Here is a 12,973-nt window from a genome sequence, read left to right as displayed (position 1 = left end):
TCAATTGGTTAGCCGAGCACCGCGCGTACATCGTCGGGTATCGGCAGCGATACGATTTTTTCGCCGTCGTGCGGGTCGCGGCCGACCCATACGCGCTTTTCGTGCGCTTCAATGGCAAGATCGCCCTGGTTGTAGAGCGTGTGGCGGACGCCGAAGCTGGAGCGTCCGAGATCGGTTATTTCCGAGCGGATTTCGACAACATCTCCGAACCGCGAGGGCCGCGAGAACTTCGCGCCGGTATCGACCATGGGAATGCCGACAATGCCATGATGGGCGATCCAGCGCCGCTTGTGCATCTTGAAGGCGGTGGACAACAGGGCCGCCGTCGCATTGTCGAAAAAGCGGAAATAGTTGGGGTAATAGACGATGCCTGCCGGGTCGCAATCGCCGAACTGGATTTCGACTTCTGTCGTGTTGGAAAACATTGCCACTTCCTATTTCGGCGCCATGCGCAGGGCGCCGTCGAGCCGTACGACCTCGCCGTTGAGATAGTCATTGCCGACCATGGCCAGGACCAGATCGGCAAATTCCTCGGGCTTGCCCAGCCGCGCCGGGTTGGGAATGGATTGCCCCAGCGCGTCCAGCGCCTCGGCGGGCAACTCTTCGAGCAAAGGTGTCAGGAACAAGCCTGGCGCGATGGCCAGAACCCGGACACCGAAGCGGGCAAACTCCCGCGCCGCCGGAAGCGTGAGCGACACGATGCCCCCCTTCGAAGCCGCATAGGCCGCCTGCCCGATCTGGCCTTCAAAGGCGGCGACAGAGGCCGTGGAGATCACCACCCCGCGCTGGCCACTGGCATCGGGCTCAAGCTGTTGCATGGCATCGGCAGCCAGCCGCATCATGTTGAAGCTGCCGACGAGGTTGACCCGAATAACGCGCTCGAAAGCGTCGAGCGGCATGGGACCATCACGCCCCACGATGCGGGCCGCCGTGCCGATTCCCGCACAATTGACGAGGATCGAAGGCGTGCCGAGTGCGGCAATCGCCTCGGCAATTGCCGCTTCGGCGCTGGCCGCGTCTGCAACGTCGCAGGGGAAAAATCGCCCGTCGATCTCGGTGGCGACACTGGCACCCTTCTCGGTATCACGGTCGAAGACGCAAACCTTGGCGCCGCCGCCGGCGAGCGCCCTGGCCGTCGCCGCGCCGAGCCCGGAGGCGGCACCGGTAACGATTGCCGTCTTGCCTGCGATGTCCATCAGACATCCCTCGCGTTTTCAATGAGAAGCGCGATGCCCTGCCCGCCGCCGATACAGGCCGAGGCGATCCCGTAGCGTTCGCCCGACCGTTCCAGCTCATTGGCGAGCGTCAGCGCCAGCCGAATGCCCGTGGCGCCCAACGGATGGCCGATGGCAATGGCGCCACCATTGACGTTGAGCTTGTCTTCGTCGAGACCCAACTCGTCGACGCAGGCCAGGATCTGAGCCCCGAACGCCTCATTGATCTCGATGCGCCCGATCCGGTCAAGCGTCAGCCCGCTCGCTTCGAGCACGGCGCGAATGGCGGGAGCGGGACCGATCCCCATGATCTGGGGCGGCACGCCGACAGCGGCCGAGGCAACAAGGCGAGCCTTGGGTTTCAGCCCATGAGATTTGGCATAGCCCGAAGACGCTACGAGAACGGCTCCGGCGCCATCGACGATGGCCGAGGAATTGCCGCCGGTCTGCACACCGCCAAAAGCCGGGCGCAGCCCGGAAAGGACCTCGTAGGGCGAAGGGCGGATGTGGCTGTCGGTATCGACCTGCTCGACGCCGCGCGGCAGCCGGATGGAGCGCTTGTCGATCCCCTCGATCTCGAAGGTCTCGCTGACCACGGCAACGATTTCCTCGGCCAGCAAACCGCCATCGCGCGCCGCAATGGCCCTCTCGAAACTGCGCGCCGCGAAACGATCGACCCGCTCGCGCTCGATACCGTACTGCTTGGCGAGGTTTTCCGCCGTGTCGCCCATGGTGACGCAACCGGCGGGGTCATAGAGGGCCTCCCAGAGGAAATCCTTGAACTCGACCTTGCCCATGGTAAAGCCGTTGCGGTGGGTATAGGCGGCGATGGGGTTGCGGCTCATCGATTCGGTGCCCGCGGCAAGTGCCAGGTTGACGCGCCCCAGCGATACGGAGTCCGCCGCCTGGGCGATCACTTCGAGCCCGGTGCCGCAAATGCGCTGTACAAGATGGGCCGGCGCCTCCGTCGGCGCGCCGGCATAGAGCCCGATATGGCGCGGCGTCATGAAGGCGTCGAACGAGGCCTGCGCCATCGAACCGGCAATCGTCGTTTCGATATCGGCGGCGGCAACGCCGGTTTTTTCGACAGCCGCGCGGGCAGCCTTGATCCCCAGATCGATGGGCGAAATCTCCGAAAGCGCGCCGCGATAATCCACGAACGGCGTTCGCGCCCCGCCCAGCAGCCAGGCATCCTCGAATGTGAGACGCAATCCCCTGGTCATCGATTATCCCTTTCTCGGCAGATCAAGAACACCGGTCGGCACCGGTTCGGCATAAAGGGCTTCGACAAGCTCCTTGCGCGCGGCCAGAACGGCGCGCTGGTTGATCGAGCCTTTGTCGGTGATTTCACCCTTGTCGATATCGGGCGTTGCGATCATGACATGTGCTCGGGCAATGTGGTTGGAACTGCCGGTCGCCCGGCTCGCCAGCGCTGCAAGGTCAGAAGCAAACTTGTCCCTGACGGCGGCGTGTTCGGCGATCCGGGCGGGATCCGTTCCCGCCGGCAGGCCCGCATGGCGTGCGCAAGCCTCGAAATCGGGGAAGATCAGAGCGCCCAGATGGTTCCGGTCCGCGCCGGTCAGAACCACATCTCGGATCAGCGGCGCGCAGGCGCCGATCACCGCCTTGCGCACATTGGCGAAATTGACCCACGTACCCGTCGAGAGCTTGAAATCTTCACTGACCCGCCCGTCGAATACGAACCCCTTGGCGATGTCGTTCTCATCGGCCAGCTTGACGGCATCGCCGATCTTGTAGAACCCGTCCTCATCGAAGGCATCGCGGGTCTTCTCATCGTCGCGCCAGTAACCGGGCGTGACGTTTGGGCCTTTGAGCCGCAATTCCATCTTGTCGCCATCGGGCACCAGCTTGATCTCCATGCCCGCCGCCGGAAGCCCGATATGCCCCGCCTCCTGGACCGGCCATGTCGTTGTGAAGGCAAAGGGTGCGGTTTCGGTCGAGCCGTAGCCGGTGATCATCATCACCCGCTGGCCCAGTTCGGCCCGCGCCGCCCGGTCCATGCCGTCAAAGACATGCTGGGACAGGCTGGCACCGGCATATTGCATCAGTTTCATGCGCGAAAAGAATTTGCGCCGAACCTCATGGTCCTCTTCGAAAGCGGCCACGAGAAACTCGTAGCCCTTGGGCACTGTAAGATAGAGCGTGGGCTGCACGTCATGAAGATTGCGCAGCGTGTTGCCGATCTTGGCCGGAGTGGGCTGGCCGTCATCGATATAAAAACTGCCGCCATTGTAAAACGCGATGCCGGTGTTGTGGCTCGAACCCGCAACATGGTTCCAGGGCATCCAGTCCAAAAGCACCGGCGGCTCATCCTTGAGGAAAGCCAGCGCCGTGCGGATCATCTCCTGATTGCAGGCCATCATGCGATTGGTCGTAATGACCCCCTTGGGCATGCCCGTAGAGCCAGAGGTAAAGAGCACTTTGGCAATCGTATCGGGTGTAATGGCGTCATGCGCCCGCGCCACCGCTTTTGTGACCGGCGTTGCCGCAAGATCGCCGAACAGGCGCGATGAGCGGCCCGATGGAGGATTGGTTTTAACCACCAGAGGAACGGCATCTGTGAACACCGCCTCGATCGCCGGCCCGAATTTTTCACCGTCGGAAGCATAGACCATGCCCGGCGTGAGGAGGCCGGCGATGTGCTTGAGTTTTCCGAAATCGGTGGAAATCAGCGAGTAGGCCGGTGAAATCGGCGCATAGGGAATGCCGACCCAGATTGCGGCGAGCCCGAGCAGCAGATGTTCGATTTCATTGCCTGAAAGGATGATCAGCGGCCGGTCCTGCGACAGCCCGGCATCGAGAAGCGCCTGCCCCAGCGGTTCGATGGCCGCCACGAACTGCGCATAGGTCAGCTTGCGCCAATCCCCGGTCTCGCCGTTGCGATCCGCCACCATGAGCGCATCGGGCGTTTTCTCCGCCCATTGGGCGATGGCATCGACGATGGAGCGCGAATAGGGCGCCAATTGCTCGCGTGAACGCACATGGACAATCCCATCCTGCGCAGTTTCAGCATGCGCCGACATATGACCCATCCTGACGTCGCGAATGGGCGCTGATTGATCCGACATAGGCAACCTCCCAGTTGAATTATGTTATGAAACATAACTAGGTGTCGTCAAGTCGGTAATTTTCAGATTGCCTATGAGGCGCGGGCGCCAAGGGTCTCCAATTGGGTTCCGGGGACTGAAATTTGGGCGGCCCGCTGGTCGAACGCGTGACCGATGGCCGTGATGACCGGGCCGGAAAAATCGCGGCTTTCCATCTCTTGAGCAAGCCCATCGAGGCGGCAGCGCACGACTTCACGGTTCGGGCGGCCGACATTGGTCGCAATCATTACTGGTGTGGCCCGATCCATGTCCTGGGCCAGCAATTTTTCCGCGATCCGGGGCGCCGTGGCGCCCGACATGTAATAGACGTGGGTCGTCGCAGGATCGGACAGGGCCCGCCAGTCGAGATTGGCGGGCAATTGGCCATTGCGAGCGTGGCCGGTGACGAACCGCACCGACTGGGCACAATCGCGATGCGTGAGGGAAATGCCCAGCTCGGACGCAAGAGCGAAAGCCGTCGAGATGCCCGGAACCACCGATACGGCGATATCTTGCGCTTCTAGGGCAGCAATCTCTTCACCGGCCCGTCCGAACAGCATGGGGTCGCCCGATTTCAGCCGCACCACATGCCGGCCCTTGCGCGCGAGGTCGGCCATCATCGTATTGATGTCCTCCTGGCGGCAACTGGCACGGCGGGCCCGTTTGCCGACGAGGATGCGCTTGGCCTCCCGGCGCGCCAGTTCGAGAACATCGTCGGAAACCAGATCATCGAACAAAATGACATCGGCCGATTGCAGGGCGCGGACGGCCTTCAGCGTCAGATACTCAGCGTCTCCGGGGCCCGCCCCGACAAGGGTGACACGCCCACAAGGCGCTCCCGACGCCTGGGCAATCAGGGTATCGAGATCACCGGCAGGTTCCCGGCCGGAAAAGCTCAGATCGGTGAAACGCTCCCAGAAGGCGCGGCGCTGGGCACCCGCCGAAAGCCGGTCGAGCACATTGGCGCGAACAGTCTGGGCAAGCCGCGCCCATGCGCTGAGCGTTCTGGGCAAGAGCGTCTCGATACGCCGGCGCACGGCCTGACCCAGTATCGGCGCCGCGCCACTGGTCGAGATGCCGACAACGAGCGGAGAGCGGTTGACGATAGACCCGAACTGGAACTGGCAGTGCTCGGGCTTGTCGATCACATTGACCGGCACGCCATGGGCGCGCGCCATCGCAACAAACGCGGCGGCTTCATCCTCGGAACAATCCCCGATAGCCAGAGCCAAGCCGGCCCATTCGGCCTGGCGCCAGCCGCCATTGCCGAGATGGACGGCTCCGCGTGCTTCAAGTTCGACCATCTCCTCGCAGAATCGCTCGGCAAAAACGCTCACCTTAGCGCCGGCGGCGGCCAGCAATTCGGCTTTCCAAGCGGCGGGCTCCTCACCACCGACAACGAGCACGCGTTTTCCCTTGAGATCGAAAAAAACCGGCAGGACGTCGAGAGACGCCATCCGGGGAGGGCCGGCTTTACTCGGCTGCCGCGAGACGATTTGCATCGATGATTCTCCCGATTTCTGTGCGGCAGGAACCGCAATTTGTGCCCGCACCCAGGACATCGCCTATATCCGCGACACTGGTACATCCACCGACGACGGCATCGGCGATCTGATTGGCCCCGACGCCAAAACACGAACAGACCAGCGGCCCCGGATCGGGTTGATCTGCGCCCGGGCGTCCCGACAGCAGCCTGGCCCGGGCCAGTGGCACGTCATGGGTTTCGCCTAGCTGCTCGACCACCCATTGGCGGGCGGCGAGGACCGGGTCGGGCGAAAGATAGAGCGCGCAATCGAGCCGGTCGCCCTCAAAGCACACAAGGCTGATCCGCCCGCTGCGGGCATCAAGGCTCGTGGTCAATTGCACATCGGGCGGCAAGCGCAAAATGGCGCGGGCATGAGCAAACACATCCTCGGGGCGCTCAAAAACGGCGATTTCCGCCCGCCAACCCTCGGGAGCCGGGGCGACGGCCCAATAGCCGAGCCCACCCACATCAGGCTTGCGGCGGCTGACGAGAAACCCATAAAGCGCCACTTCGACCGGCGTTGCGCTGACCCGACCCATCTTGAGCGCGGGTTGCCCGGAAACCGGGTCTGCGAACGGGCCAAGAAGCGCATTGACACGTCCTGTAGCGGCGGTTTCCCCCGTCCAGTGCATGGGCACGAAGATTGAGCCCTTCTGCTGCCGATCGGTGACCAGAGCACGAACGATTGCCGTGCCGTAACCATTTTCGAGCCGGACGAGTTGCGTGCGGCGGATGGAAAGGCGTTCGGCATCGTCGGGACGAATTTCGGCGAAGGGTTCGGCGTAATGCGCTGAAAGCCTGGGGGTGCGGCCCGTGCGGGTCATGGTGTGCCAATGATCGCGCACGCGACCGGTGTTGAGGATCAAATGGCCCGGGCCACGGTCCCTGGGGGGTGGCGGCGCGAGAGGAAGGATACGGGCCTTGCCATCGGGGGTGAAAAAGCCGCCCGACCCGAAAAACCGGGCGCGCCCGATGCCAGAGCGTGGCACCGGCCATTGCGCGGGAGCGAGCGTCTCATAATCGCGGTCGGCCAGAGCGGAGATATCGAAATCGCGGGTGCCGCGATTTTCGAATCCCGAAAGTTCGGCGTGCTCGGCAAAGATTTCGGCGGGCGACGAAAAGTCGAACCCGGAATAGCCGAGCCGTTGCGCGATCTGGCAGATGATCCACCAATCCGGGCGCGCCTCGCCCGGAAGCGGGCGGAAGGCCCGTTGGCGCGAAATGCGTCGTTCCGAATTGGTTACCGTGCCGGCCTTTTCTCCCCAGCCTGCGGCGGGCAGGAAAATATCGGCCATGCGCGCGGTATCGGTGGTCGCAAACATGTCGGAGACGATCACAGTATCGCATTTGGCCAGGGCCTTGCGCGCCGCATCGGCATCGGGCAGTGACACGACGGGATTGGTCGCCATGATCCATACGGCCTTGAGCCGCCGCTCGCCAATGGCGTCGAACATGTCGACCGCCTTGAGCCCCGGTTTCCTGGCGACATTGGGCGCATCCCAGAACCGGGCGACGCGGTCCGCATCGTCGAACTCCATATGCGCGGCCAGCATGTTGGCCAGCCCGCCCACCTCGCGTCCCCCCATGGCATTGGGTTGGCCGGTGATCGAAAACGGTCCCATTCCCGGACGCCCGACACGGCCCGTGGCGAGGTGGCAGTTGAGAATGGCATTGACCTTGTCGGTGCCCGAAGTCGATTGATTGACCCCCTGGGAATAGACGGTCACCACCTTTTCGGTGGCCGCGAACATGTCGAAAAACATCGCCACATCGGCACTGGAGAGGCCGGTTGCCTCGGCGACGCGGGAGATGGTCCAGTCGTCGGCCGCATCGAGTGCGTCGGAAATTCCAGTGGTGTGATCGGCGATATAGCGGGCATCGAACACGCCAGCATTTGAAAGGTGGGCGAAGAGGCCCGAAAAAAGCGCCACATCGCCATCGGGCGCGATGGACAGGTGCAGATCGGCGGTTTCGGCGCAATTGGTGCGCCGGGGATCGATCACCACGATCCGCAGATCGGGCCTGGCTTCCCGGGCCGCGAGAATGCGCTGATAGAGAACCGGGTGGCACCAGGCGAGATTGGATCCGACCAATACGACCAGATCGGCCAGTTCGAGATCCTCATAGGTCCCCGGAACGGTGTCGGCTCCAAAGGCGCGCTTGTGCCCGGCAACCGAGGATGCCATGCAAAGCCGTGAATTGGTATCGATATTGGCAGTGCCGATGAACCCCTTCATGAGCTTGTTGGCGACGTAATAGTCCTCGGTAAGCAATTGCCCCGAGCCGTAGAGGGCGACGGCGTCCGGCCCGTGCTCCGCGACGGCCCCGCGCAACCGGTCCGCGGCGGCGTCGAGCGCATCGGACCAGCTGACGCGGACGCCATCGATCATGGGATGGAGCTGGCGGCCTTCGAGGGAGATGGTTTCGGCAAGCGCCGAGCCCTTCGAGCACAACCGGCCGAAATTGGCCGGGTGGTCCGGATCGCCCGCGATTGCGACCGAGCCGTCCCCCTGCGGCGTGGCCAGCACGCCGCAGCCGACGCCGCAATAAGGGCAGGTTGTGCGCACGGGCCCCGCCAAGGCCCTACTCCGCTGCCACGGCGAGCGCCATGCTCGCATCGATCAGCAGGGTTTCGCCATCGCGCCGGAGCGCGAAAATCTGCACCTTACCCTCATCGGCCCCTTGCGCCTCGCCAGTTTCCAGCGAAAAGACCCAGTTGTGTAGCGGACAGGTCACCTGCGCGCCGTGCACGATGCCCTGGCTCAGCGGCCCGCCCTTGTGCGGGCAGCGATCTTCGATCGCAAAGACGTCGTCGGTTGCGGTCCTGAACACCGCGATCTTGCCGATCGGGGTATTGATGCACCGCGCACCGCGTTGGGGAATGTCGGAAAGCTGTCCGATCTTGATCCAGTCGGTCATCGCCCTACTCCGCTGCCTGGGGAAAGCCGAATTCGGCCATGGCCGCAAATTCATGAGCGTCCTTGCCGTTGACACGCTCTTCCCACGGATCGACCTGGGCGAATTTCTGGGAATAAACGAAGCGCTCGTAATAGTGGCGGCGTTTTGAAAGGTCATCGACGATATTGGCCTTGATCGATGCCGATCCGACCCGCTTTGCCCATTTGTAGATGCGCTCAAGATATCGCCCCTGCTCGCGATAGAGCTGGGTCAGGGCGACTATGATTTCGAGCGCCTCATCCTCGGTCTTGGCGTGGCAGAGCACTTCGGTACCCTTGATGTCGAGACCGGCGGCCCCCGCGAAATGAATTTCGTAGCCCGAATCCACACAGATCACGCCGACGTCCTTGCAGGTCGCCTCGGCGCAGTTTCTGGGGCACCCCGAAACGGCCATCTTGACCTTGGCCGGGGTCCAGCTTCCCCACATGAATTTCTCGATGCGAACGCCAAGGCCCGTAGAGTCCTGGGTGCCAAAGCGGCACCAATCTGATCCGACGCAGGTTTTGACGGTCCGCAACCCCTTGGCGTAGGCGGCACCGGACACCATTCCGGCAGCGTTCAGATCACCCCAGACGGCCGGCAAATCTTCCTTCTTGACGCCCAAAAGATCGATACGCTGGCCGCCGGTTACCTTGATCGTCGGAATGGCGAATTTGTCGGCGACATCGGCGATGGCCCGCAATTCACGCGGATTGGTAATACCGCCCCACATGCGTGGCACGACCGAATAGGTGCCGTCCTTCTGGATATTGGCGTGCACACGCTCATTGATGAAGCGCGACTGGTTGTCGTCCTCGTATTCGCCCGGCCATGTCGAAAGCAGGTAATAGTTGAGCGCCGGGCGGCATTTTGCGCAGCCGCACGAGGTCTTCCATTCGAGTTCCTGCATGACGGCGGGAATCGATTTGAGCTCCTTGGCGACGATCAGGCGGCGCACATCGTCGTGCCCGAGATCGGTGCACGGACAGACAGGCTGCACGGCCGCCGGGTTGTAGGAATCGCCAAGGGTTGCCGCGAGCAGCTTTTCGACAAGTCCGGTGCAAGAACCGCAACTGGCCGATGCCTTGGTGTGGGCCCGAACACCATCGAGAGTGTTCAGGCCCTTGGATGCGATCGCGCCGGTGATCGCGGATTTACAGACACCGTTGCAGCCGCAGATTTCTGCATCATCCGGCAAGGCTGCAACGGCCGCCATAGGGTCCAGTTCGGCACCCCCCTGATAGGCCTGGCCAAAGATCAGGGTGTCGCGCATGGTGCTGATCGGCTCGGCCTTCTTGATAAGATCGAAGAACCACGCCCCATCCCCGGTTTCCCCGTAAAGAACGGTGCCGATAACCCTGTCGTCCTCGAGCACCAGCCGCTTGTAGACACCAGCCGCCGCGTCGCGCAGAACGATCTCTTCACGGCCTTCCCCCTCGGCGAAATCGCCTGCCGAATAGAGATTGACGCCGGTGACTTTCAATTGGGTCGCCGTCTGGACGGGCTTGAACGTCGCCTCGGCCCGAGTGAGCGTTTTGGCGGCGACCCTGGCCATGTCATAGAGCGGGGCAACGAGCCCATAGACCATGCCGTTGTGTTCTACGCATTCGCCCAGCGCCAGAATATCGGGATCCGAGGTCTGCATGGCATCGTCGACCACGATGCCTCTTTCCACAGTGATGCCGGCATCGGTTGCGATGCGCGTTTCAGGACGGATGCCCACAGCCATGACAACCAGATCGGCGTCATAGACCGTACCGTCATCGAGAATGACGGCCTCGACCTTGTCCTCGCCGAGGATTGCCTTGGTCTGCGCCTTGCAGTGGATCTTGATGCCACGCCCTTCGAGTTCGCGCTGCAGCAGATAACCCGCAGCCGGATCGAGCTGACGTTCCATCAGGTGCCCCATCAGGTGAAGCACCACCACCTCCATGCCGCGGTTGGAAAGCGCCGCTGCCGCTTCCAGCCCCAGCAATCCACCGCCGATTACCACGGCTTTGGCGTTTGGCCGGGTCGAAGCCGCCACCATCTTTTCAACGTCGTCGAGGTCGCGGAAGGCCATGACACCGGGCAAATCCTTGCCGGCGATGGGGATGATGAAAGGGGCCGAGCCCGTGGCGATCACCAGCTTGTCGTAGGGTGTCTCGACGCCGTCGGCGAACACCGTCTTGCTCTCACGATCGATCTTGGTGACAGTCTTGCCGAACTGGCAGTGAACGCCATGTTCTTCGTACCAGTCAGCATCGTGGGTGACGATTTCCTCGTAGGTTTTCTCGCCCGCCAGGACCGGGGAAAGCATGATGCGGTTGTAGTTTCCGCGTGGTTCGGCGCCAAAGAGCGTAACGTCGTAAGCGCCGGGATCGGCGTCAAACAGGTGCTCGAGCATACGCCCCGAGGCCATCCCCGCACCGATAACGACAAGCTTCTGTTTCATCGTTGTGGTCCTCCTATTCGGCCGCTACGGCGCGCTGGGCGCGCTTGGAGCGTATGCGGTCGAGTGTTTCCTGATCGGGGTTTGCGCCGCCCTCATAGGCCTCGAGGAAATCAAAGAGTTCCTCGCGATAGGCGTAATAGTCCTTGTGGGCGAGCAGGGCCTTGCGCGAGCGCGGCCGGGGCAGATCGACATCCATGATGTTGCCGATTTTCGCGTTGGGACCGTTCGACATCATCACCACGCGGTCGGCGAGCAGGATGGCCTCATCGACGTCGTGAGTGACGCAGATCGCTGTGACCTTGGTGCGCGCCCAGACGTCCATCAGGACGTCCTGCAACTCCCAGCGGGTGATCGAATCGAGCATTCCGAACGGCTCGTCGAGCAGCAGCAGCTTTGGCGAAAGCGCAAAGGCCCGCGCGATGCCCACCCTCTGCTTCATGCCGTTGGAAAGATCGGCGGCGCTGCGGTCCATCGCATCGCCCAGCCCGACCCTGTCGAGATAATATTCGACGATGTCGCGCCGCTCGGCGGCGCTGGCCCTGGGATAGACGCGATCAACCCCAAGGCCGACATTGTCGCGAGCGGTGAGCCACGGCATGAGGGAGGGAGCCTGGAAAACCACGGCCCTGTCCGGCCCGGCGCCGACAACCTCATTGCCATCGAGCACGATGCCACCCGAAGAGATATCGTTGAGGCCGGCAGCCATCGAGAGCACCGTGGACTTGCCACAGCCCGAATGGCCGATCAGGGTGATAAACTCCCCCTTCTTCATCTTGAGATCGAACCCGTCGACCACCGTCAGCGGCCCCTTGGGCGTGGGGTAGACCTTCTTGACGTCGGAAAATTCCACGTAGCGCGCGCTGGCGGGCCCGCTCGCAGCGTCCTGGAGGGCTTTTGGCGGCTGGGCGCGGCCCAGTGCGATCGGCACGACATTGGGAAGCGTGATCTCTCGTTCGCCCGAAAGGCTTCGCCCGGCTCCCACATCCATGAGATATTCGGTGATCTCGCGCCTGAGCGCGATGAATTTGTCATCGCCGTTGAGCGCCGCCCGGTCCCTTGGACGGGCAAAATCGACAGCAAAGGATGGCCCCAGCGTGGCCCCCGGCCCTGGCATCAGCGGAATGACCCGATCCGCCAGAAGGATGGCCTCGTCCACATCATTGGTGATGAGCACGATGGTTCTTTTTTCCGCCTGTGAGATATCGGCGAATTCGTCCTGCAGCTTTGAGCGGGTCAGCGCATCGAGCGCCGACAATGGCTCGTCGAGCAGCAGGACTTCAGGTTGCATGGCCAGAGCCCGCGCCACCGCGACGCGCTGGCGCATGCCGCCCGAAAGCTCCGATGGTCTCCGGTCCACGGCATGCGAGAGGCCCACCATTTCGACGTAGCGGTTGCGCAGGGCAATCCGCGCGGATTTGGGGAGCTTTTTATGCACGGCATCGATGGCGAGATCGACATTGCCGCCCACTGTCAGCCAGGGCATCAGCGAATAGGATTGAAACACCACCCCGCGCTCGGGGCCCGGACCGTCGACCTCCTTGCCCTTGAACAGCACGCCCCCCCGGTCGGGGTCGACGAGCCCGGCCATCAGCGAGATCAGCGTGGTCTTGCCCGCGCCCGAAAATCCGAGAATGGCGACGAATTCGCCATCCTCGACCTTGAGGTTGAGCCCTTCGAGCACGCTTGTGCGGCTGTCGCCCTCGCCGTAGCGCTTGGCAATGTCAGTCAGTTCCAGGATTGTCGACATTGGCGCCTC

General features: G+C 62.8%; 9 protein-coding genes. All 9 read right to left on the bottom strand.

The genetic code is table 11. The annotated features are described in order from the left end of the window. Positions 1-8 precede the first annotated feature (8 nt). A complete protein-coding gene (locus ACP148_RS03380) occupies positions 9-425 on the bottom strand; it encodes an acyl-CoA thioesterase (protein ID WP_421951186.1) in 417 nt (138 codons plus the stop codon). Positions 426-434: 9 nt separating this feature from the next. Beyond that, entirely contained in the window at positions 435-1,196 is a 762-nt protein-coding gene (locus ACP148_RS03375; RefSeq protein ID WP_421951185.1) for an SDR family NAD(P)-dependent oxidoreductase, read from the bottom strand. Next, on the bottom strand, positions 1,196-2,437 hold the full coding sequence (locus tag ACP148_RS03370; RefSeq protein WP_421951184.1) for a thiolase family protein: 1,242 nt from the start codon (positions 2,435-2,437) through the stop codon (positions 1,196-1,198). The genes ACP148_RS03375 and ACP148_RS03370 overlap by 1 nt, the downstream gene beginning before the upstream one ends. A 3-nt stretch (positions 2,438-2,440) precedes the next feature. Beyond that, a complete protein-coding gene (locus ACP148_RS03365) occupies positions 2,441-4,303 on the bottom strand; it encodes a feruloyl-CoA synthase (RefSeq protein ID WP_421951183.1) in 1,863 nt (620 codons plus the stop codon). A 71-nt stretch (positions 4,304-4,374) separates the two neighbouring features. Continuing rightward, positions 4,375-5,778: a siroheme synthase CysG gene (gene cysG / locus ACP148_RS03360; protein ID WP_421951182.1), complete on the bottom strand. Its 1,404-nt coding sequence runs from the start codon at positions 5,776-5,778 to the stop codon at positions 4,375-4,377. A gap of 16 nt (positions 5,779-5,794) precedes the next feature. Then, positions 5,795-8,425 (bottom strand): molybdopterin-dependent oxidoreductase, encoded by a 2,631-nt coding sequence (locus tag ACP148_RS03355; protein WP_425033107.1) that lies wholly within the window; start codon positions 8,423-8,425, stop codon positions 5,795-5,797. Between the two features lie 4 nt (positions 8,426-8,429). Then, positions 8,430-8,765: a nitrite reductase small subunit NirD gene (gene nirD, locus ACP148_RS03350; protein WP_425033105.1), complete on the bottom strand. Its 336-nt coding sequence runs from the start codon at positions 8,763-8,765 to the stop codon at positions 8,430-8,432. Between the two features lie 4 nt (positions 8,766-8,769). Next, on the bottom strand, positions 8,770-11,217 hold the full coding sequence (nirB, locus tag ACP148_RS03345; protein WP_425033103.1) for a nitrite reductase large subunit NirB: 2,448 nt from the start codon (positions 11,215-11,217) through the stop codon (positions 8,770-8,772). Positions 11,218-11,230: 13 nt separating this feature from the next. Further along, on the bottom strand, positions 11,231-12,964 hold the full coding sequence (locus tag ACP148_RS03340; RefSeq protein WP_421951181.1) for an ABC transporter ATP-binding protein: 1,734 nt from the start codon (positions 12,962-12,964) through the stop codon (positions 11,231-11,233). Between the last annotated feature and the right edge of the window lie 9 nt (positions 12,965-12,973).

Origin of the sequence: Pelagibacterium sp., assembly GCF_965249125.1 — a bacterium.
Lineage (GTDB): Bacteria > Pseudomonadota > Alphaproteobacteria > Rhizobiales > Devosiaceae > Pelagibacterium.
This window is presented reverse-complemented; position numbering and strand designations above follow the sequence as displayed.